Origin of the sequence: Heyndrickxia sp. FSL W8-0496 (assembly GCF_038007825.1) — a bacterium.
Taxonomy (GTDB): domain Bacteria; phylum Bacillota; class Bacilli; order Bacillales; family Bacillaceae_C; genus Heyndrickxia; species Heyndrickxia oleronia.
Genome location: NZ_JBBOXX010000001.1, coordinates 1,830,024 through 1,850,940, shown reverse-complemented (window position 1 = coordinate 1,850,940; position 20,917 = coordinate 1,830,024). Strand labels below are relative to the sequence as shown.

Annotated in this window: 24 protein-coding genes; 5 read left to right on the top strand and 19 right to left on the bottom strand. The window is 33.8% G+C overall.

The features are described from left to right. Window positions 1–350 precede the first annotated feature (350 nt). The 3 genes from NST63_RS09315 to gpr form a co-directional block, all read right to left on the bottom strand. Complete coding sequence (locus NST63_RS09315; RefSeq protein ID WP_058002124.1) at window positions 351–686, bottom strand: YqxA family protein; 336 nt, start codon at window positions 684–686, stop codon at window positions 351–353. A gap of 40 nt (window positions 687–726) precedes the next feature. Next, the gene (spoIIP, locus tag NST63_RS09310) at window positions 727–1,935 is read right to left on the bottom strand and encodes a stage II sporulation protein P (RefSeq protein ID WP_058002123.1); all 1,209 of its coding nucleotides are present in this window, start codon (window positions 1,933–1,935) and stop codon (window positions 727–729) included. Window positions 1,936–2,043: 108 nt separating this feature from the next. Then, the gene (gpr, locus tag NST63_RS09305; protein ID WP_058002122.1) at window positions 2,044–3,165 is read right to left on the bottom strand and encodes a GPR endopeptidase; all 1,122 of its coding nucleotides are present in this window, start codon (window positions 3,163–3,165) and stop codon (window positions 2,044–2,046) included. A 269-nt stretch (window positions 3,166–3,434) separates the two neighbouring features. Between gpr and rpsT the strand changes: the two genes are divergently transcribed. Further along, window positions 3,435–3,698 carry a 30S ribosomal protein S20 gene (rpsT, locus tag NST63_RS09300; protein WP_058002121.1) on the top strand — a complete coding sequence of 88 codons (264 nt, stop codon included), beginning with the start codon at window positions 3,435–3,437 and terminating at the stop codon, window positions 3,696–3,698. 46 nt (window positions 3,699–3,744) lie between these two features. On the opposite strand, the gene holA is transcribed toward rpsT, so the two are convergent. After that, on the bottom strand, window positions 3,745–4,755 hold the full coding sequence (gene holA, locus NST63_RS09295; protein WP_212943311.1) for a DNA polymerase III subunit delta: 1,011 nt from the start codon (window positions 4,753–4,755) through the stop codon (window positions 3,745–3,747). Window positions 4,756–5,050: 295 nt separating this feature from the next. Between holA and NST63_RS09290 the strand changes: the two genes are divergently transcribed. Continuing rightward, complete coding sequence (locus tag NST63_RS09290) at window positions 5,051–5,182, top strand: YqzM family protein (RefSeq protein ID WP_065107191.1); 132 nt, start codon at window positions 5,051–5,053, stop codon at window positions 5,180–5,182. A 96-nt stretch (window positions 5,183–5,278) separates the two neighbouring features. Here the strand turns inward: NST63_RS09290 and NST63_RS09285 are convergent, their stop codons facing one another. The 3 genes from NST63_RS09285 to NST63_RS09275 form a co-directional block, all read right to left on the bottom strand. Beyond that, a complete protein-coding gene (locus tag NST63_RS09285) occupies window positions 5,279–7,570 on the bottom strand; it encodes a DNA internalization-related competence protein ComEC/Rec2 (RefSeq protein ID WP_058002119.1) in 2,292 nt (763 codons plus the stop codon). A 10-nt stretch (window positions 7,571–7,580) separates the two neighbouring features. Further along, window positions 7,581–8,150, bottom strand: a complete 570-nt coding sequence (locus tag NST63_RS09280) for a ComE operon protein 2 (protein WP_058002118.1) — start codon at window positions 8,148–8,150, stop codon at window positions 7,581–7,583. A gap of 118 nt (window positions 8,151–8,268) precedes the next feature. Continuing rightward, window positions 8,269–8,892 carry a helix-hairpin-helix domain-containing protein gene (locus tag NST63_RS09275; RefSeq protein WP_058002117.1) on the bottom strand — a complete coding sequence of 208 codons (624 nt, stop codon included), beginning with the start codon at window positions 8,890–8,892 and terminating at the stop codon, window positions 8,269–8,271. A 129-nt stretch (window positions 8,893–9,021) separates the two neighbouring features. On the opposite strand from NST63_RS09275, the gene comER reads away from it, so the two are divergent. Then, entirely contained in the window at window positions 9,022–9,840 is an 819-nt protein-coding gene (gene comER, locus NST63_RS09270; RefSeq protein WP_058002116.1) for a late competence protein ComER, read from the top strand. A gap of 56 nt (window positions 9,841–9,896) precedes the next feature. Here the strand turns inward: comER and NST63_RS09265 are convergent, their stop codons facing one another. The 8 genes from NST63_RS09265 to NST63_RS09230 are packed head-to-tail and all read right to left on the bottom strand — an operon-like array spanning window position 9,897 to window position 14,928. Then, window positions 9,897–10,667 carry a methyltransferase domain-containing protein gene (locus NST63_RS09265; RefSeq protein ID WP_058002115.1) on the bottom strand — a complete coding sequence of 257 codons (771 nt, stop codon included), beginning with the start codon at window positions 10,665–10,667 and terminating at the stop codon, window positions 9,897–9,899. After that, window positions 10,664–11,020 (bottom strand): ribosome silencing factor, encoded by a 357-nt coding sequence (gene rsfS / locus NST63_RS09260; protein ID WP_058002114.1) that lies wholly within the window; start codon window positions 11,018–11,020, stop codon window positions 10,664–10,666. The genes NST63_RS09265 and rsfS overlap by 4 nt, the downstream gene beginning before the upstream one ends. Then, window positions 11,010–11,591 (bottom strand): bis(5'-nucleosyl)-tetraphosphatase (symmetrical) YqeK, encoded by a 582-nt coding sequence (gene yqeK / locus NST63_RS09255; protein ID WP_341041943.1) that lies wholly within the window; start codon window positions 11,589–11,591, stop codon window positions 11,010–11,012. The genes rsfS and yqeK overlap by 11 nt, the downstream gene beginning before the upstream one ends. Then, window positions 11,578–12,153 carry a nicotinate-nucleotide adenylyltransferase gene (locus NST63_RS09250; RefSeq protein WP_058002112.1) on the bottom strand — a complete coding sequence of 192 codons (576 nt, stop codon included), beginning with the start codon at window positions 12,151–12,153 and terminating at the stop codon, window positions 11,578–11,580. The genes yqeK and NST63_RS09250 overlap by 14 nt, the downstream gene beginning before the upstream one ends. Before the next feature lie 11 nt (window positions 12,154–12,164). Further along, window positions 12,165–12,455 (bottom strand): ribosome assembly RNA-binding protein YhbY, encoded by a 291-nt coding sequence (yhbY, locus tag NST63_RS09245; protein ID WP_058002111.1) that lies wholly within the window; start codon window positions 12,453–12,455, stop codon window positions 12,165–12,167. Continuing rightward, window positions 12,442–13,293 carry a shikimate dehydrogenase gene (aroE, locus tag NST63_RS09240; protein ID WP_058002110.1) on the bottom strand — a complete coding sequence of 284 codons (852 nt, stop codon included), beginning with the start codon at window positions 13,291–13,293 and terminating at the stop codon, window positions 12,442–12,444. Before aroE ends, yhbY begins: the two co-directional genes overlap by 14 nt. A gap of 13 nt (window positions 13,294–13,306) precedes the next feature. Next, window positions 13,307–14,407, bottom strand: a complete 1,101-nt coding sequence (gene yqeH / locus NST63_RS09235) for a ribosome biogenesis GTPase YqeH (RefSeq protein WP_235813230.1) — start codon at window positions 14,405–14,407, stop codon at window positions 13,307–13,309. A 2-nt stretch (window positions 14,408–14,409) separates the two neighbouring features. Next, window positions 14,410–14,928: a YqeG family HAD IIIA-type phosphatase gene (locus NST63_RS09230; RefSeq protein ID WP_058002108.1), complete on the bottom strand. Its 519-nt coding sequence runs from the start codon at window positions 14,926–14,928 to the stop codon at window positions 14,410–14,412. Window positions 14,929–15,350: 422 nt separating this feature from the next. Between NST63_RS09230 and NST63_RS09225 the strand changes: the two genes are divergently transcribed. Then, the gene (locus NST63_RS09225; RefSeq protein WP_058002107.1) at window positions 15,351–15,491 is read left to right on the top strand and encodes a sporulation histidine kinase inhibitor Sda; all 141 of its coding nucleotides are present in this window, start codon (window positions 15,351–15,353) and stop codon (window positions 15,489–15,491) included. A gap of 68 nt (window positions 15,492–15,559) precedes the next feature. Here the strand turns inward: NST63_RS09225 and NST63_RS09220 are convergent, their stop codons facing one another. Further along, window positions 15,560–16,342, bottom strand: coding sequence for a phosphatidylserine decarboxylase (locus tag NST63_RS09220; protein WP_058002106.1), 783 nt, complete (start codon window positions 16,340–16,342; stop codon window positions 15,560–15,562). Window positions 16,343–16,497: 155 nt separating this feature from the next. On the opposite strand from NST63_RS09220, the gene pssA reads away from it, so the two are divergent. Next, entirely contained in the window at window positions 16,498–17,037 is a 540-nt protein-coding gene (gene pssA, locus NST63_RS09215) for a CDP-diacylglycerol--serine O-phosphatidyltransferase (RefSeq protein ID WP_058002105.1), read from the top strand. A 57-nt stretch (window positions 17,038–17,094) separates the two neighbouring features. On the opposite strand, the gene NST63_RS09210 is transcribed toward pssA, so the two are convergent. From NST63_RS09210 to NST63_RS09200, 3 genes are all read right to left on the bottom strand, one after another. Further along, entirely contained in the window at window positions 17,095–18,891 is a 1,797-nt protein-coding gene (locus NST63_RS09210) for a M3 family oligoendopeptidase (RefSeq protein ID WP_058002104.1), read from the bottom strand. A gap of 362 nt (window positions 18,892–19,253) precedes the next feature. Next, window positions 19,254–19,976, bottom strand: a complete 723-nt coding sequence (gene sigK / locus NST63_RS09205) for an RNA polymerase sporulation sigma factor SigK (protein ID WP_071974994.1) — start codon at window positions 19,974–19,976, stop codon at window positions 19,254–19,256. 540 nt (window positions 19,977–20,516) lie between these two features. Then, a complete protein-coding gene (locus NST63_RS09200; protein ID WP_078109906.1) occupies window positions 20,517–20,660 on the bottom strand; it encodes a YrzI family small protein in 144 nt (47 codons plus the stop codon). Window positions 20,661–20,917: the final 257 nt, after the last annotated feature.

Sequence of the window (20,917 nt, the reverse complement as noted above, 5' to 3'; positions counted from 1 at the left end):
AGATTCAATTGAAATTAAACTAGTTGAAAGAATTTAAATGAAAATAAGGGCAAATTTCACCTTCGCTGTCTAAGACACACTTGTCGAAGGATGAGGCGGTGGAGCTAGATATTGCAGGACCAAATGAATATTGAAAACTGTATTTTTAAAAGAGGCTGTCTGAATAGTGGTATATGAATCATACCACTATTCAGACAGCCTCATCTTTATCAGTCTTTTCAAAAATCTTCTTACTTTTAAGGTTAATGATGAACTAGCAATCAACCCTTGATTTCACGGGTTTTTATTGAATGTAAATGCTGGAAGTTGTGCTTTCACAAAAAACAACCAAGAATACGAAATTAGCATTTTTATAAGATAGAAGAGAAAAAATTGATTATTTTTTCTGTAATACTAGATATCATATTAGCCATAGTCTTTCCCAGGGATGAGAAAAAATTAAACGCTTTGATTTCTTTCAACCTCTCCTTTTTAGCCTCTAAATCATGCGAGGTTACATTCTTTCCAAGTACCGATGCTTCAATCTCACCATTCTCAACTTCCTTCACTGTGATCGGTGCTTTTAATCCTTCCTCTTGGTAACCTTTCATTTCCATCATTCCTTCATTGGCTTTTTGCATTCCCATTAATACACCAATGAATAATGCACTACAGATCAAAAGGCATTTCAGCATAAAACGCTTCATTTTTAAATCATCCCTTTATTAGCTAATATTAATACTTAGGTTATTGTTTACCAGGTGGATTGGATTGATTTCCATCTACCTGTTCAGCTTGCCAATAATATTCACTAAAAACATCTGCTAAAGCGGCAGTTGTTCGATACATTTCTTCAAATGTATTATCCACTCCACCTACTTCGATTAATATTGCATTTGATGAAAGATCTTGGTTGAACTTTCCATTTGTTAAAGAACCTTCCTTCTTTAAAACTCCTCTTGAAAGACCTTTATACTTTTCTTGTAATAATTTATCTAACTGCTTAGCTAGCTTTGCATTCTTTTCATAGTTCGGGTTATTTCCTCCAATAACAAATGCAATCTTGGCGTAGGATTGTCCATTAATCGTGATCGTGGTATCTTTTTTACGACGTGAATCTCGATGAATATCGATTAAATAGTTCAGGTCCCGATTTTTGTTCATTGCGGTTTGAATCACTTCACGAGATTCCTGATAAGATTGGGGGTATTTCCAACCCTTTTGAATTAATAGAGTTTGAACATCGGTTTTGTCCACAATAGTCCCTATGCCCCGGTCTTCTAATTGCTCTTTTAGCTTCATACCTACATTCGTAACGTTAATCTTTGAATGTTGAGCTGCGTTTGGATCTGTTATACCATCTAAATATGGAAGAAATGATTCTCGTGTATGTGTAAAATAGATATAAACAGTCTTTTTCTCTAGATCGGAAGATGATGCATTGTGTTTTGTATCATTCTCTTTCTTCTCCTGAGATTCATTTGGTACTTCCTTTAAATTAGGATCTTCCTTTGCATGGAAGATCTTATCAGAAGGAACAGACTCTATCGGTAAATTCGTAAAATTTGTTCCTTCTCCAGCAACAAGAATTTCACTATCAAAAAAAGCAAAACCTGGTAGTTCACGTCCGATAAAACTTCTCGGATCTTTAAAGCTAATATTGGTTGCCATATTTATGATCGTGTTTCCCAAGCTTGGAAACTCTTCTGTATCTTGCATTCCTGCTTTAATCATCTGTGTATCTGTCGCCAAAAAATGAAAAAGTACTTTACTCGATAAATGCTTCGTTGCTTGATGAATTAAATTTGAATTTACCCGATATCCTGGTTTTAAAGCTGTAAGTAATCCTGAAATAGAGAACATTAAAACTAATGCTAGAAAAAAGATAACTCCTGCCTTTATTACACTAGAAATGTTCAACGTAACGATATAGCTACGATTTTTATATGATTTCATCGTTCCACCCTTTCTAGCAATTTTTATAGTAATGTATGTTTTTACTAGAAAAAGTAGAACAATTTAGCAGAATGAAATGACTTATCTTACAAAAACGAGACGATTCTCCTATCTTGTTTTATAACCAACATTTTCTTGGTTAACAGATGTATGTAATGCAGAATTTAAACCATTAGCGATTAAATTGGCCATATCTTCAATAAATACATCAACTTCCTTCGGTGTAACCATTAAATTATGACCAAGAGGCGCCAACACTTCATGAATTAATGTTCGTTTCTCGTCATCATCAAGCGTCCCGATCATCCCCATAAACATTTTCCGGTGCTGTTCTCCAGGCAAATCCTCTTCTGTCAATTCTCGTTTTTCACCAAATGTCATACCTGAGGGCGCCAATGAACGCGAAGGACGATTTCCCTCTCTCATTTCCCTTCCAAAATGCTTTAATAAATAGTCTATTGCATCACTAGTAATTGATACAGCATCAACAACAGTAGGTACACCAATTGCAATCACTGGCACCCCTAGCGTTTCTTTGCTTAGTTCTTTTCTTTTATTCCCTACCCCAGACCCTGGATGTATGCCAGTATCTGATATTTGTATCGTTGAATTGACGCGTTCAATCGAACGGGATGCAAGTGCATCAATGGCAATAATAAAATCAGGTTTAGACTTTTCCGCAACCCCGAAAATAATATCGCTAGTTTCAATACCCGTTAACCCCATTACCCCTGGCGCTAGAGCACTTACAGAGCGATAGCCCTCTTCAACATTTTCAGGTTGCAAATTAAATAGATGTCTAGTGACAATCACATTCTCACAAACAAGTGGACCAAGGGCATCCGGTGTTACATTCCAATTTCCTAAGCCGACAATTAAACAACTGGCATCCTTTGGAATTTTTGAGGCTTGAAGGAATTGACTAAACTCATTCGCAAACACTTCCTCTACTTCTTTTTGTAAATCAGAATCTTGTTGACGGATACCCTGAACCTCTATAGTCAAATAATTTCCTGCTTTTTTACCTATCGCTTGTTCACCTTGTTTGGTTATTTGTACAGTTGAAATTTTTATATCTCCAACTTGTCGGTCCTTTATCATTACTCCTTCAATTTCCGTTTCCTTTTCTTGGCTTTTTAAGCGTTCTTCTACAGCCATGTCTTTTGCTTCTAAAGCTAAGTCTGTTCTCACGGAATACAAGCTTAAATCTATTTCATCTCGATTCTTCATCAATATGTTCCTCCTTATGTAGACACAAACATATTAGGATTTTTTTCATATTTTATATTTTTACCTAATTTAGATAGTTTCATTCCTATTAACAATGATTTACAGAATAGTACATCTTAAAATTACTAGAAAAGCTCTTTTTCTATTTCTTTTTCTAGGCTAAGTATTGCATAATCAAGGTTCGTTTGATAAAATATCACTTGTTCTTATTGTTAAGGATTGTGAAAGTCGAGTGATTGAATTTTCATTACTCGTAGGAGGTGAAAGAAATGCCAAACATCAAATCTGCCATCAAACGCGTAAAAACTAGCACTGAAAGTAACGCACACAACTCTGCTATGAAATCAACTATGCGTACTGCTGTGAAGAAATTCGAAGCTGCAGTTGTCAATAAAGATGAAAACGCAAAAGACCTATTAGCTACTGCTGTAAGTCAACTTGATAAAGCAGCATCAAAAGGTCTTATCCATAAAAACACTGCGGATAGACAAAAAGCACGTTTAATGAAAAAATTAAACACAGCTAATGCTTAATAAGAAAAAACGATCCAATTAAGGATCGTTTTTTTATTCACTAATTTTATTTCAATTGAAATAGAAACATCTCTATAATCATCACTTTATCTAAAGAGCTTGTTTTCATTTGATAATCACATTTAGCTAATAAATGCATGATTCTTTTCAGCTCTTCTTCTGAAAATAGCTGTGCTTGTCCAGCAGCCAATTTAATTCGAAAGGGATGGACTTTTAAATGTGAAGCTATTTGCTGCTGACCATACCCTCTCCTTGATAGCTCTTTTGTTTGATAAACAAGTCTAAATTGGTTGGCTAAGATAGATAGAATTTTGATTGGCTCCTCATTTTGCTTTAACAAATCATAATAAATCCTTAACGCATCACTTATATTTCGATGAACCACTTTATCTACAAGGCTAAATATATTTTGTTCAAGTGTCCGAGAAGCTAAACGTTCAACTGTTGCTTTATCAATCTTATTATTTTCCCCAATAAAAAGAGAAAGTTTATCTATTTCACTAGAAAGCATCATTAGGTTTGTTCCTGACAAAGTTATAAGTAATTCCGCTGCATCTTCATCGATCGTGACACCATTCAGCTTAACCTTCCCAATTACCCAAGATTTTAACTCCGCATCTTTTAATTTTTTAGCTTCAAAAACAGATGCATTCTTTTTTATTAGTTTTGTTATTTTCTTCCGTTCATCCAATTTTTCATTGGGAGCAATGATTACTAAAATAGTATAATCAGGTGGATTTTGTATGTATTCTTCTAATTTCAAAAGATTATGTTCCACTTTTTGTTTTCCTTTTTCAGAAGTCAAGAAAATAGCGTTTTGTAATATGACCAGTCTTTTTTCACCCATAAAAGGAAATGTCTCAGCATCCTCTAATGCCACTTCTATAGGTACCTCTTCCAAATCATAAGTGGACAAATTAAAATCCATTTCTTCTTCCGTTAACATATTATTCACTAATTTTTGCTTTGTTTCATTGATTAAATAGCTTTCTATTCCATATAATAGATATAATGGAGAAAAAACCTTTTGTTCAATCTTTTTCCATAGGTCAATCATTCGAATCCTTCTTTCTAAAGGAGTTATACTTCTATCGTAAAAAAGGATTAGGATTTTGACAAGCATTTTAAAGGGGATTAACCTTTTAAATATGGAAGGATAACCCCCAAATCTATAGTTAACGTTAATAAAAAAGGCCTAGGATACTTTTTTATTAACGGTAGACTTTTATTTATTTTTATTCTCACCGTGTCTTTGAAAAGTATTTGTGTAAACTCTTGTCAGTATAGGGATTTGTTATATAGATTTTTTTAAGCAAATAGTCTATACTAAAGTTGAAATAGGAGGGGTCGTTGTGAATCAATTTGAAAAAAATGTACAATCAAAACGTAACGATGCAATCGATTCAGGAGTTGGATTTGGTGTTTCATTCGCACTTTTTGCTGTGATGTTCATCATTGCCACTATTATCAAATTTGTAGGCTAATTTAAAAAACATGAATTTATGAGAGAGTTTGCTTTTGCAAACTCTCTTCATTTTTCTCACACTTAAACGTTTTTTGATTGGATAAACTACTTTATACTATGGTGAAAAGGTTCGAAAGGTTCCATTATTTTGTAAAAAATTATACTGTATCGCACCTTGTAAATCTGTACGGAATATTTTAATATGATTTTCCGTTAATCTCTCAAGAACTTCCTTGTGAGGATGGCGATAGCGATTATTTTTCCCAGCAGAAATAATGGCATAGGTTGGATTTAACTTTTGAAGAAATACATCTGTGCTTGACCCTTTACTTCCATGATGCCCTATTTTTAAAACATCGACTTTTAAATGCTCATTTTCTAATAATTCTTTTTCTCCTTTGGCTTCCAAATCCCCTGTAAATAGCCAACTAAGACCTCCAAATTCCGCATAAAGAACTAAAGAATCATTATTCCCTTCATAATGATTATCGAACGGAAAAATGATCCGAAAATATCCAGATTGATTTTTCCACTTAAATCCAGCCTTTACTACATTAATTGATATGTTTTTACTTAATGCCATTTGTACTGTTTTTAACATCATAGGCTTTTCCCATGAATTTGGGGATAGAAGTATTTCATGTACAGTAAACCTCTCTAACAGCTCTTCAGCAGCTCCAATATGATCTGAATCACTATGCGTCAATATTAATTTATCTATTTTAGTTATCCCTTTACTCTTTAAATACGGTAAAATAATATCTTTTCCAACCGTAAATGGTTTTTTTCTTACCGCCCATTCCTCTTGAGGAAAGCTCACTTCTCCCCCTGTATCAATTAAATATGTTCCTCGATGAAAAGGAAGACGAATTAATATACTATCACCTTGACCGACATCAATAAATGTCACTTCTCCTGTTGGATCATAAAATTGCGAGATCTTAAAAATGAGGATCATCATGAAAAGGGGAAAAATTGAATAAGTAATTGAACGTCTCCTTTCAAGAAGAAACAAGACCAATTGACTGACAACAATGAATATACATAAGAAGAACATACCCGGTTTCCCTGTAACTAAAACTCCATATTTAAAATCCAGCAGACTGCCAAAACCTTCGGAAATAGATACGACGATATGTGATGCGTTCTCAATGAAATGAAAAACAGTCAAATCGATATAACTACTTACAAAAGTAAGAAAAAATAATGGTAATACTATAAAGGTATATAAAGGAACATAGATAATGTTACTAAAAATGCTGGTCAATGATATTTCAAAAAAGTGAAAAGAAAGAATCGGTAAAGCAGAAATTTGTGAGATGAAAGATACCAACATTAAATTGGTAAAAAAACTTCTGTAGCGAAGAAGAAGGGATCTTGAAGCGAGCAGAATACATAAACTTACAGTAAAGGATAATTGAAATCCAATATGAAATATGATAAATGGATCTTTCAGTAAAAATAAAATAAAACATATTGAAAGTGCATCTGTCGAAGAAATAGGTGAGTTCTTTCGGATAGTACCTATAATGAGCATGGACATAATAACAGCACGTACAACTGGAGGATGAATACCTGTTATTATGGCATAGGTGGGTAGAATGATTAATAAAATCCAGCTCGCCATTTCCCGAGGACAACCTAGTCGAATAAGTATATAAAATATCCCAGAGGATATGACACCAACATGTAAACCTGAAATAGCTAATAGGTGAACAATTCCTAAACGTTGATATAAGGAGTAAATTTCTTCTGAAAAGCTACTACTATCACCAAACAAAAGGGCTTTAGCATAAGGAATCGTATTTGGAGAAAATAAATTATCCACTCTTTTTAAACCATTTTCCCGAGCACGTAAGACCCATTGAATGAACCCTTTACTTGATTCTTCACAGCTAGTAATTGATGTAACTTTTAATATCCAATGTACATTTTGTCTATATAAATAAAGACGATAATTAAATAAATTTTCGTTTCTATTAGATTCAGGCTTTTGTAACTCACCTTCTACTTTACAAATGATTCCACTATACATATTTTCCATTAACCACTTCTTTTCGACTTCTGTACCTATTTTGTAATTCAATACGATATTTTCTTTTTGATTGGTTTTTGCCATTGATTTAAACTGATTTCCATTAATATGAGGGGTTTCATTAAGTTGAATGAAAAAGGAGGTTTGTGTAGGTGAAATCTTTGTCACTTGCCTTTGCTCATTGGCCCATAATCCATAAAGTGCAAAAATAACATATATCCCGACGGATAGGATAATTAATTTTCTCTTTTTTAATAATACAATCCGTAACCAAATGCAATGAAAAACAATGATTAGCCCCCAATGAACCCCTAAAAAGAGTGAACTTCCACAGAGGGCTGCACCCGCTAGAAAAAGCCAATATCCTTTCATAATCTACCTATTATACTAAATCCTCAAATAGTTTTTTTGCTTCATTTTGCAAGGAATTTAATTCTGTTTCACTTATTCCCACATCATCTAATTTTTTTAGAAGAGTTTGAACAAAACTTATTTTTTGTTGAGAGTGTAAATCTAAGGATTTTTTATTAAAAGGAACTTTTTCAACATATACACCTGCTTTTTGATATAACTCCATTGCATATGGATGATTCTTATAATCCTCGGAATAGTATACTGATTTAATTCCTGCCTGAATAATGGTTTTACAGCATTGCAAACAAGGAAAATGTGTTACATAGATTTCTGCTCCATTTGTAGGAACACCGAATTTTGCACACTGTAATATTGCATTTGTCTCAGCATGAATCGTTCTAATACAATGATTGTCTATAACATAACAACCTTCATCAATACAATGTTCTCCACCGGCTATTGATCCATTATAACCACCTGCAATAATTCTTTTATCACGAACAATGGTCGCCCCCACTGCTAGTCTCGTACATGTACTTCGATAAGATAGTAAATGGCTTTGCGCCAAGAAATATTGATTCCAAGAAATTCTTTCCATATCTTTTTCCCCTCTTTATAGATTATTTCTCTACCTATATAGTTTATAGGTACATTTGTTACCCCGTCAATGTTCGATTCTAGCGTTTCTATTTTCCGTTACAGAATTTCTATTTCACTCAAATCGAAATCGAGTCTTTTAGTTTTTCATATGTCTTTTCACCAATACCCGTAACGTTTTTAATATCTTCTATTTTCTTAAATTCTCCCTTTTGCTCCCGATATTCTATAATGGCATCGGCTTTCGATGGGCCAATACCAGGGATCGTTTGAAGCTGATCCTTATTAGCAGAATTTATATTTACTTTTCCCTCACTATTGTTGATCGTACCTACACCTTCATCAAATAGAGACACATTTATTTCTTCTCCAATTTTAGGAACATATATTACCATTTCGTCTTTTACTTTTTGAGCTAAATTAACTTTCAATTTATCAGCATTTTTGCTAAATCCCCCTGCCTTCGTAATGAGATCTTGTACTCTTTCCCCATTATTCGCTTCATAAATTCCAGGGTTAACGATTTCCCCTTTCAAATCAACGATGATCTTCATGTCCACTATGTTTTTTTGATCCTCATCTTCATCTTCCTTTTGACCTGATTCTTCTAAATATGCTGAGAAATCACTCGTATGAATACCTAGTTTTTCCCGTTGACTTTTTCCAATAAACAGGAAAATAACGATCACCACAACTCCAACCGCTACTAATAGAAATTTATATTGTTTAAAAATTCGTTCCAACAACTTAACACCTCATTTATTAATTTGTTTTTTACTGAATAAGGACAATCATGTTAGACATAAAGTATTGTGAATAGTTTTTTGACGGTCATCGTTTTCAAGTAGTATGCGACCCGAGGAGTGTTGAAAATGAACATAGGCTTTATTGGTACCGGTAATATGGGGAGTATTCTTGTTGAAGGATTTATTGAGGGAAAAGCAGTCAACCCTTCAAATATTTATATAACCAATCGAACAAAGGTAAAAGCTGAAGCCCTTCAACAAAAATTCCCATCGATTCATGTTTGTGATGAGGCATCAAAGGTCATCGAAAATTGTCATTTGGTCTTCATTTGTGTAAAGCCACTTGATATTTATCCATTATTAGAGAAATATAAAAACGAGCTGACAACGGAAAAATGTCTGGTTTCCATCACAAGTCCAATCTCTGTAGACCAACTTGAACAATTACTCCCTTGTTCTTGCATTCGTGCGATCCCAAGCATTACTAATCGTGCATTATCAGGGGTGTCCTTATTAACTTTTGGAAAAAACTGTGATAGCTATTGGGAAAGAAAGCTGAAAGAACTTTTCTCTTTCATATCTACTCCGATTGACATTGACCAAAATATTACAAGAGTAGCGTCAGATATTGTTAGTTGCGGTCCAGCTTTTTTTAGTTACCTTACCCAACGATTTATTGATGGTGCAGTTGCTGAAACCAAAATAGATCAAACGACAGCAACGATTTTAGCTGGTGAAATGTTAATTGGCCTAGGAGAACTCTTAAAGAAAGGTTACTATACTCTTCCTACTCTACAGGAAAAGGTTTGTGTTAAAGGAGGAATCACAGGGGAAGGCATAGGAGTACTTGAAGATGGTATTGGGGATGTCTTTGAAAAACTGTTTCAAGCCACGCATAGTAAATTTAATGAAGATCTGGAGATTGTTACAAAACAATTTAGTTAATACTAGTTTCGACAAAAACTCTATTTTTCCTTCAAAAAAAAGTCGGATTTATAAAATTATAAATCCGACTTTTTCTCTTGTTTATTTTTTTTACAAACGAAAAATATTCTTTCGGAAGTATCACTTGGAATGTTATCAGAATAATCAGCAGAAACTTCAAGAACATCAAAGCCTGTGGCTTCTAACCATTTAGAATACTCACTAATTGGAAATGTTCGCTGTCTATGAAGCTCATCAAATCGTATATACTGATCAGTTTTTTCATTCAATACAAAAAAGGTAAGCTCATGTTCCACTGAATGGGGAAAGTCTCCTTCAAAACTATTCCATATATATGAAATTTCATCATCAATATACGTAAATGTTTCATTCATAAATATTTGGTCCACTTTATAAATAGAATGAACATCAAAAATAAACAAGCCATTATCATCTAAGTGAGTATATACCCCCTTAAATGTTTCTTGTACTTCTTCGGGAGTAGAAAGATAATTTAAAGAATCACAGAAAATAGTAACTGCATCAAAAGTTCCAAGGCCTTCTAAGGCACACATATTCTGTTGAAAAAGTTGAATAGGTATACCTAATTTTTCTGCCTTTTCGCGAGCGACCATTAACATATCCTCTGATAAGTCCACCCCTGTTACTTCGAAATCTTCTTCAGCTAATTTAACGGTTAATTCTCCAGTACCGCATGCTAAGTCCATGACCTTTTTTCCAGAAATATTATATTTTTTTACTTTATTTTGAAAAAAATTCAGCCATTGATCATATGGAACATCACGCATTAAATCATCATAAATATAGGCGAAATCCCCATAATTCATGGTGTTAGCTCACTGCGTATATCTTCGAATGGCGCATCACCCCATAGGCGTTCCAAATTATAGTAGCTACGCTCATCACGATGAAAGACATGCGCAACGACATCACCTAAATCAATTAATACCCACTTTCCTTCATCAAAGCCTTCCATGCGCTTGACAGAGTACCCAATTTCTTCTGATTTATCTTTAATCTCACTTGCAATAGCTTGAACTTGCTTATCAGAATTACCATGGCAAATTAAGAAATAATCTGCAATTAGGGATATTCCCTTCATATTTAAAACAACAATATCTTCAGCACGTTTATCATCAGCTGCTTTAACCGCTGTATTCAAAAGTTCTCTATTCTCCATACACATATCTCTCCTTTTTCATGACAAGATCATTATAAAACGTGAACGTATCCGGATATACGGCCTGATTTTTATTCATTAAGAAAATAATTGTATTTTTAACTGAGTAAATCAGTGCCTCATCTAAATCCTTTTTAGCAAGTTTTCTTGCTTCTTCAACACCTGGAAACTGGCGTCCTGGCTCAATATAATCAGCTAAATAAATAATTTTTTCAAGAAGCGTCATATTCATTCGACCGGAGGTATGGTAACGTACCGCGTTAATAATTTCTACATCCTTAATCCCTACCTCCTCCTGAATCAAATATGCACCTACTGGTGCATGCCATAATTCAGGATTGTACTGTAACAGAAACGGGTCAAACTTTTGCTCAATGATGATTTTTTTCATTTCCTCAAGCGGTCGAAATTTGGCATAGTCGTGAAAAATCGCAGCTAATTCAGCCTTTTTTTCATCTGCCTCATATAGTTTCGCTAAATCAATTGCTGTCTCCATTACACCTAAAGTATGTGTGTAGCGCTTTTCAGTCAACTGTTTTGCTACTATTTCTAATGCTTTATTCCTCTCCATATAAATTGTGCTCCTTTATATAATTCATGACCTTATCAACGACCAAATATTTAATTGATTGCTTATTTTTTACTTTCGTTCTTATTAAAGTCGAAGATAAATTTATATCAGGAATCTCAATGTATTGAATCGGGTATTTAGTTTGATGGGAATGTCCCGGCCGATTAACGCCAACGAATTTTATCATTTGGATTAATTCTTCTACACGATACCAATTTGGCAAATATTCAATCATATCTGCACCAATAATAAAATAAAAGTCTATGTCAGGTTCTCTCTTTTTTAATAATGAAACCGTATCAAATGTATAGGAGGGCCCTTCCCTTTCAAACTCTATTAAATCTAATAAAAAATAGGGTTGATCATTTATTGATAAAGAAATCATTTTTTTTCGATCATCATTTGTCACCCGACTATTTCTTACTTTATGAGGTGGTATTTTATTCGGCATAAATCGAATTTCATCCAAGTGTAATGCCTCCTTCACCTCATTTGCCATGATTAAGTGGCCTAAATGTGGAGGATCAAACGTTCCACCTACAATACCAACACGCTTTTTCATCAATGCATCACCTATGGTAGTTGTAATTGTTTATTTTCCCTTGATTCCTTATAAAGAACAATGATGTTTCCGATAATTTGAACAAGTTCAGCTTTTGTCCCATTAACTAAAAGGTTCGCTACAGAATCTTTATCTTCTTCACAATTTTGTAAAATACTTATTTTAATTAATTCACGTGCCTCCAAAGCCTCAGAGATTTGCTTTACCATATTATCATTTACGCCACCTTTTCCAACTTGAAAAATTGGATTCAGATGATGTGCTTTCGAGCGTAGAAATCTTTTTTGTTTACCTGTTAACATGTTGTTGTCCTCCTAGTTGGTTTATCACAATTTGTTTCATTCTTCTTACATCCGGTACTCTGCCTGTCCATTTTTCAAAAGCAATTGCCCCTTGATAAATAAACATTCCTAATCCATTACTTGTGGATGCTCCCTTTTCTTTTGCCGCTTTTAATAAAGCAGTTTCAAAAGGATTGTATATAATATCAACCACATGTGTATTGGGTAGAATATTATGAATCGATAGTGGTGTCTCATTCATATTTGGACTCATCCCAATAGAAGTAGTTTGTACGATGAGAGAATAGCTGTCTAGCGTTTTCTCTGCCTCATCCATCGTTAATATATTGGTTTCAGATGGATAAGGACAGGATTCAACTAATTGTTTTGCTCGTTCAGTTGTTCGATTACATATATCGATAGCCTGAACACCATCATGTACAAGAGAATAAAAGATGGCCTTAGCCGCTCCACCTGCACCAATGATTAAGACCTTTTCTTTTTCTAACTCTCTCTTCCATTCCTCTTTCAAACTTCGGATAAATCCTAAACCATCAGAATTGTAGCCTACAAAAGAATCATTCTCACGTACAACTGTATTTACTGCGCCGATCGCTTTAGCTAATGGGTCGATTTGATCTAATAATGGGATAATATTCGTTTTATGCGGTATTGTTACATTAAATCCTGCAATACCAAGTACCTTCATCCCTTTTACCGCTTCTTCTAAATGATTAGATGTTACGTGAAAAGGAAAATAACAATGATCTAAGTTTAGACTCCTAAAAGCATCAGTATGCATTAATGGAGATAATGAATGGGCAATGGGATCCCCAATAACACCATAAATGTTTGCCATGACCAACGCCCCTTTAAATTAATGAAGATCGGATCATTACATTTACACCTTTAGGGACATACGCGGCAATTTTTGCCCCAGGTTCATTGACTGTTACCCACCCTAGTCCAGAAAAGACAATATCTGTCTTTGCTTCCTTAATAACAAATTCATGACGGACTAAATTCGGAAAATGATTTAGATCATCTTTTCTTGGTGGTTGTAATAAATCACCTACATGTTTTTCATATATTTGATCAGCATTTTCTATTTTGGTTCGATGAATTTTTAGCTCATTAGAAACATAACATACAAGGGATCTTCTTCCACCACTGATGTAATCCAACCTAGCTAGTCCACCGAAAAATAATGTTTGTTCTTCGTTTAATTGGAAAATAGTTGGTTTAATTTCTTTTTTGGGTGTAATAATTTTAAGGTCCCTTTTATCAACAAAATGTGCCATTTGATGATGATTAATAATCCCTGGTGTATCAATTAAATCACTTCCATCACTTAATGGAATTTCAATCATATCTAACGTGGTCCCAGGAAAATGTGAGGTTGTTATTATATCTCTTTCACCAGTAACATTTTTTATTATACGATTTATAAATGTTGATTTACCAACATTGGTACAACCTACAACATAAACATCTTTTCCGTCACGATATTGATCGATCTGCTCCATTGCCTCATCCATAGAGTGACCTTTCGTTGCACTGACAAGGAGAACATCTATCGGGTTTAATCCTAATTCTTTCGCTTGTTGCTTCATCCATTTAACTAGCTTTTCTCTCTTCACCGATTTTGGTAGTAAATCTTCTTTATTCCCAATTAAAAGAATCGGATTATTACCAACAAATCTATGTAATCCAGGTAGCCAGCTTCCATTAAAATCAAAAATATCAACAATCTTTACGATTAAACCATCAACCGTCCCTAACCCATTTAATATTTTCAGAAAATCGTCATCCGTAAGTGAAACATCCTGTACTTCATTATAATGTTTAAGTCGGAAACATCGTTGGCAAATTAATGTTTCCTTTTCAAATGCAGATGGTGGTGCATATCCTAATTCTTTCGGGTCTTCTGATTGAACAGCAATCCCGCAGCCAATACAAATATTTTCAATCAATGTTAATCCTCCCAATTAATTAATCCTTTTTTCTTAAATGATGACATAATTCTACGTTCTATTTGTCGATTAAAGCGAGTGACAAATCCATCTGATTGTGCGACAGGGATAACTAAAATGGTATAAAATCCACTTCGATTTCCACCAAGAACATCAGTTAAAAGCTGATCGCCGATTACTACTGTTTCTTCTTTTGACACATTCATCAGTTGGATTGCTCGTTTAAAAGCTTTTGTGAGCGGCTTACGAGCCTCATAAATATAAGAGATCCCGAGTGGTTCAGCAAATGCCTTTACTCTTCTTTCATTATTATTTGAAACAATTGTTACTTTAATATTATGTTTTTTCATATCCGCAAACCATTCAATAAGCTTTGGGGTAGCATTTGGCCGATCCCATTCGACTAATGTATTATCTAAATCTGTAATTATGGCCTTTATTCCTTTTTCTTTTAAATCCTCGGGTTTAATTAGAAATACATTTTTTACATGTTGATTAGGTAAAAAATTTTTCAGCAACAATCATTGACACTCCTATCTATGTTAGACCGACTTCCCTTATTTTAAAATCGAGTACTCACTTTTTTGTTACACTTTATCATACCAATTTTAACTCTGTATTCAAAATAAAAGTTTGTTCGTCATTGTAATTTCTCTCTCTTCTCTACTATGAGGAAATCTATGACAAATATTTTTCGACAAAACTCCCATCATTCTACACTGTGGATAACTTTATTCACAATACCCACATTGTTTTAACCGCATATTGATAATTTATAAACAAGATAATCACAAGTTATCCACCATGCATTGTGGATAACAAGAACGCTTGTTCTATCGATAGTAGTTTGTTAAAGTAATAATACATCATGGATAAATACATAAATATATGATATTTTTTTCTACTTTTAGAACGTAAATGTATATGGAGGTGATGGCTTATTATGAGAAAATTATCTGATGAATTGTTAATCGAATCCTACTTTAAAGCAAAGGAATTAAAGTTAAGCCAGGATTTTATACGCCTCATTGAAACGGAAATTCATCGTCGTACGCTGACAAATCGCATAAAAATATCATCATAAACATATGGCGGGGCAGTCTGATAATATCATTTTCGGACTGCCCCTCTTTTCTTTCCAGTATTATCATTTTATTTATCAAAATATCCTATTGCTTCACCAACCTTAATGTCAGTTGGAATCTGTATATTCTTATCTAAATAAAAAGTTCCCTTTTCAAATAATAAGACGACCGTTGATCCAAATGAAAAGTATGCTATTTCATCCCCTTTTTTCCATTGTTCCGTTAAGTGGGTACAAACAATCGAATTAATAAACATCGCTCCGACCTTTACAATTAGTACTGAACCTTTATCATGTATCAATTCCGTAATCACTCGATAATTTTTTGCTAATGGTGATTTCCCATATTTCAGTCCAAATTGATTGACAGGATAGGATTTTTCACCTAATGTATATTGTCGGACTACTTTTCCTGTTACTGGACTATGTATACGATGGTAATGTTTTGGGCTTAAGTATAAAATAATGAATTGTCCACCTATGTATTTATCGATCTTTTTTTCTTCACCTATCATTTCTTGTAATGAGTAAATTTTTCCTTTTACTCTTATATGCTTATCAGCTGTTATTTTACCGGCATCTTCTATAACTCCATCCACCGGACTAATGATGGCTTTATGATCAACAGAAATTTTTCGGGCATTTGGTTTCAATTTTCTAGTAAATAATTCATGTAATGTCGAATAAGTATGAAGATCTTGAAGCATTTCATGCTGATTAATTTTATAAACCTTTGCATATGATGAAATGAAAGGCCTGCTAATCTTTGATTGGGCAAACTTTTTTATACAATTAGAAGAAAACTGATGATTTGTCAATTCAATCAAGAATCGATAGATCCACTTTTTCACAACATCTCCTCCAGCATTGGCAAAAAATCTTTAGGTTATTGCATTATATTATAAAATTTTATTATATAATGGAAGAGGGTGTATAAAAAACTTTGAGAAATCTTCTTTCTCAGATTCAGAAGTTGAAAATATTATCTATCTAGGAGGTGAGTAAAGTGTTTCATTCTGATGTCATAGATCAGACCCTCAAAAAGCTTAGAGCACAAACTGCTAATATGTTAACATTATTAAATTTAGGATTAGGTGGTTTTGCTATTCTAGTGGCTATTCATGGACAATTAGGACTCAGCGTTATTCTTATATTCATGGCCGCTCTTGCGGATCGATTTGATGGTCTAGTTGCTCGCAAATTAAATATCGTATCAGAAATGGGCAAACAATTAGATTCAATGAGTGATATTATTTCATTCGGAGTTGCTCCAGCTATCCTTCTATATCAAGGAATTCTGCATTCATTTGGCTATCCCGGACTATTTTTCACAGTATTTTATATAGGTTGTGGCGCTTTTCGATTAGCTCGATTTAATATTACTGAAGGAAATGGGTATTTTACTGGTTTACCTATAACAGCTGCAGGTTGTCTTGCGACCTTAAGTTACCTTGCACTGCCAGTTTTTCCAACGCATTTATATTTATTTATTATTCTTATTTTAGCTCTACTAATGATCGCATCATTTAAATTAAAAAAGTTTTAATAATAAATTGATAGTATAAATGGGGATGATTTGTTTGCCAAATCATCCCCATTTTTTTCATTGCTTTGTCGCCTCTAAAAATTCCTCAACATCCTTCACGCACAGCTTAACTCCTTCTTCCCAAAAATCTCGCTTCGTTAAATCAACATTTAAATGTTTCAGCGCAAGATCCTCAACCTGCATGGAACCTGTATCCTGTAGGAGCGCCATATATTTTTCCTCATAACCTTTCCCTTCTTTTTGAGCCTGTGCATAGATCCCTAACGAAAATAAATAGCCAAACGTATATGGGAAATTATAAAATGGAACACCAGTAATAAAGAAATGGAGCTTGGAAGCCCAGAATAATGGATGGTATTCCTCCAATCCATCCCCATATGCCTCTTTTTGTGCTTCTAACATCAACTCATTTAAACGTTTTTTACTTACGATTCCTTTTTTACGTTCTTCATAGAATCGTGTTTCAAATAAGAATCTAGAATGGATGTTCATTAATAAAGCTACAGATCTTTGAACTTTATCCTCTAATAAAGGTAATCGCTCCTTATCACTTTTTGCATTCTTTACTGATGCATCAGCAACAATCATTTCTGCGAAAGTTGAAGCAGTCTCTGCCACATTCATGGCATATCCTCTTTTTAAAGGATGAACATTTTTTAAGGCATACGAATGGAATGCATGGCCTAATTCATGAGCTAAAGTTGAAACATTGGAAGGCGTTCCAGAGTAGGTCATAAAAATTCTAGATTGGCCACTAACTGGAAAAGAAGTACAAAAACCACCTGGTCTTTTACCCGCACGATCTTCCGCTTCAATCCAACTATCCTCAAATGCTTTTTTGGTAAAGCTAGCTAATTGATCACCAAATTTACCAAAGTGCTGAATAATAAATTCAGCTCCTTCTTGATAGCTAAATTGAGTATTCACCTTTCCAATTGGTGCATCTAAATCGTACCAGCTTAACTTTTCAATTCCGAGAAGTTCAGCTTTTCTTTTTAGGTAGTCCGTTAATGGTTTCTTATAATCACTTATTACTTGCCACATAGACTCTAAAGTTTCTTTCTGCATACGATTATAGCTTAAAGGCTCTTTTAAAACCTCATCCCAGCCTCTTTCCTTGTAAAGTGATAACCGGAAACCCGCAAGATGATTTAGTGTTGTTGCAAACATATCAGCTTTCTCATCCCAAGCTTTTTCCCAATTTTTAAAAACAGTTGCTCGAACATTTCGGTCAGGATTCGAAAATTTATTATGTGCTTGACCAACTGAAAGTTCAACTATTTCTCCATTCTCTTCAAACGGAATTTTCACTTGACTTACCAATGTGTCATACATATCTCCCCAACCATGGTATCCATCAACACTTAATGAATTCACTAAGGCTTCCTGTTCTTTTGGTAACTTTTCCTTTGCAAGTTCCCTACGTTCATTCAATACGAATGCTAATTCTTTAATCTCAGGGTTTTGTAATAACTGTTGCCATTGATCCTCTTCAATCCTTCTTAATTTATCATCAAAATTAGTTAGAATTGTATTTAACTGAGCACGTAATTCTGCAACATTTCCTTTTAATTCACTTGCTTTTTCATCCAATGTATTTTGTGCCTGTAAACAGCTTACGAACGCACCAGCTTGAGTAAGCATTTGTGTGTTTGTTTGTAACTTTTTTAGTAATTCCAAAAATTTAGTTTCTTCATGTAACACATGGATTGAATCCCAATTATCCACTTCATTATTAAATGAGATAATTTCCTCTTTAATCTTATCTAAAAAATTTCTAAACTCTTCCGAATTACTTCCATCTTTGAAAAAAACATCTAAGTCCCAAGTCAATGAATAGGTTGTCGTTGTCAAAGTAATTCCCCCTTTTATGTATGTACATTTTTATTATAAACATACCATCTAAATTTTTCTAATATTTTAAACACCTTTAAAACCGAAATTTTTTTCGCACTATTTTTGGAATGCCACAATTTTGCCACTGTATAGTAAAAATCTGTTCATTTTTGAATCATCTAACTAAAAATTTGTATGCTACATTAAAGTTAGATATTCAAAGGAGTGATGAACATGTTTTCTATTGTTATCGGGCTTGTTTTATGTACTGCGGTTGCCTTAGTCATTGCTGCTGAAGTAACGGTGGAAATGGAAGGGTAATAGATATCATCTGCTAGAAAAATTCCCCCTTTTATATAAATAAAGGGGGAATTTAACTTTTATTCTTGCTGATTCTTTTTCTTTTCCTTCTCCGCACGATAAAATTCATGAAACATTTTCATTAATGCTCTTTTTTCTATTCGTGATACATAGCTCCTTGAAATACCTAATTCCTTAGCTATTTCTCTTTGTGTTTTTTCTTTTTGTAAATCAAGACCAAACCTACCAATAATCACTTCTTTTTCACGCTCATCTAGAACATCAATATACTCTTTAACCTTTTCAAGTTCCATGCTTAATTGAATCGTATCAAAAACATCTTCAGCATCTGATTTTAAAACATCGATCAACGAAATTTCGTTCCCCTCCTTATCCTGACCAATGGGATCATGTAGGGATACATCCTTTTTTGTCTTTTTTAGTGCTCGTAAATGCATGAGTATTTCATTTTCAATACATCTAGCCGCATAAGTAGCAAGTTTGGTACCTTTTCCCTCGGAATAGCTTTCAATTGCCTTAATAAGGCCAATCGTTCCTATAGAAATTAGGTCCTCAACATCCTCTCCTGTATTCTCAAACTTTTTGACAATGTGAGCAACAAGACGAAGATTATGTTCAATCAAAATGTTCCGGGCCTCATCATCCCCATGAGCCATTTTCTTTAGATACTTTCGTTCGTCACTAGCAGAAAGAGGTTGGGGGAATGCATTATTTTTTACATACGAGACCAAAAAAATAAGTTCTTTAAAAAGATAGCCAATTGCTGTTAAGATTCCGGACATTTTCTCACCTCCGTTAGGCTTTTACCTATACATAATGCTTATGTAATTTAGCCTTTGTTCGTGCAGGTCCTACTAAAGAAAATTAAAGGAAAAGTTTTCCGAAAATAAGAATAATGGTTGTTATTTATAAGGTAAAAAAGAAAAAGGGATAAAACCTAGTGAACTGAACCGATACTTCGCTACCCATTTTTTTAACATCGTTGTACTGACATTATGGCGTTATGCTGTATCTTTGAAAGATTCAACACCTTTAAGGTAGTCTTGAATAGCATTTAATTTAATTTCCAGTGAATATTTCGTCATAAAAAAACTGCACCTCCAATTGTTAGTTGTGACTAACAATTGAGTGCAGTTCATAGTGGTTCAACCCTTTTTCTTTTTATGAAATGAAATGGTTAATAGCATAATTTGCAAAAACAATGTTATTCCTCCTATTCAACTGTTAGCTAGGCGGAATCTTTCTCCACCCATAAAGAATTCAACCTTTTTGTTTGCCAAATTAACATCACTAATATCTCCCTTCTAATTTTTATTTTTCAATTACATATTTCTGTAAAAAAGCTCACAGTACTTCATTTTGTTCTCATCAATTATTTGATTAATTCTTTGTTCATGGACACAATCTTCTAAAGACTGTTTACGTTTTTTGATGGTAACTGTTACAAAAATCAAATTTAGTGTCATACGATCACCTCCTTATTCATGCGTTTCTTACTATTAATGGGGTTTCTTACGGAACTGCTAAATGTTGTAATTAGGATCAGTCCTCTTCTTAGTCACTTTCTTCACTATAAACAAATTGTAAACAAAAAATAAATGATGCAGCTTAATTCTTAGACAAAAAAAGCCGCAGGGAATACCGTTTCCACTGCGGTTTTTTGGACACAAAAAAGCCGCAGGAAGAAACATATCCATCCTACGACTTCGAAAATTAGCTGTCA

Bases quoted from the DNA above. Each gene is read 5' to 3' on its own strand.
- gpr (WP_058002122.1), bottom strand. From the start codon at position 3,165: ATGAAGAATCGAGATGAAATAGATTTAAGCTTGTATTCCGTGAGAACA.
- comER (WP_058002116.1), top strand. From the start codon at position 9,022: ATGAACATAGGCTTTATTGGTACCGGTAATATGGGGAGTATTCTTGTT.
- NST63_RS09265 (WP_058002115.1), bottom strand. From the start codon at position 10,667: ATGAATTATGGGGATTTCGCCTATATTTATGATGATTTAATGCGTGAT.
- NST63_RS09280 (WP_058002118.1), bottom strand. From the start codon at position 8,150: ATGGAAAGAATTTCTTGGAATCAATATTTCTTGGCGCAAAGCCATTTA.
- NST63_RS09285 (WP_058002119.1), bottom strand. From the start codon at position 7,570: ATGAAAGGATATTGGCTTTTTCTAGCGGGTGCAGCCCTCTGTGGAAGT.
- NST63_RS09200 (WP_078109906.1), bottom strand. From the start codon at position 20,660: ATGACACTAAATTTGATTTTTGTAACAGTTACCATCAAAAAACGTAAA.
- NST63_RS09315 (WP_058002124.1), bottom strand. From the start codon at position 686: ATGAAGCGTTTTATGCTGAAATGCCTTTTGATCTGTAGTGCATTATTC.
- NST63_RS09250 (WP_058002112.1), bottom strand. From the start codon at position 12,153: ATGAAAAAGCGTGTTGGTATTGTAGGTGGAACGTTTGATCCTCCACAT.
- spoIIP (WP_058002123.1), bottom strand. From the start codon at position 1,935: ATGAAATCATATAAAAATCGTAGCTATATCGTTACGTTGAACATTTCT.
- aroE (WP_058002110.1), bottom strand. From the start codon at position 13,293: ATGGCAAACATTTATGGTGTTATTGGGGATCCCATTGCCCATTCATTA.
- rsfS (WP_058002114.1), bottom strand. From the start codon at position 11,020: ATGGAGAATAGAGAACTTTTGAATACAGCGGTTAAAGCAGCTGATGAT.
- NST63_RS09225 (WP_058002107.1), top strand. From the start codon at position 15,351: ATGAGAAAATTATCTGATGAATTGTTAATCGAATCCTACTTTAAAGCA.
- holA (WP_212943311.1), bottom strand. From the start codon at position 4,755: ATGATTGACCTATGGAAAAAGATTGAACAAAAGGTTTTTTCTCCATTA.
- sigK (WP_071974994.1), bottom strand. From the start codon at position 19,976: ATGTCCGGAATCTTAACAGCAATTGGCTATCTTTTTAAAGAACTTATT.
- rpsT (WP_058002121.1), top strand. From the start codon at position 3,435: ATGCCAAACATCAAATCTGCCATCAAACGCGTAAAAACTAGCACTGAA.
- yhbY (WP_058002111.1), bottom strand. From the start codon at position 12,455: ATGTTAACAGGTAAACAAAAAAGATTTCTACGCTCGAAAGCACATCAT.
- yqeK (WP_341041943.1), bottom strand. From the start codon at position 11,591: ATGGAGAGGAATAAAGCATTAGAAATAGTAGCAAAACAGTTGACTGAA.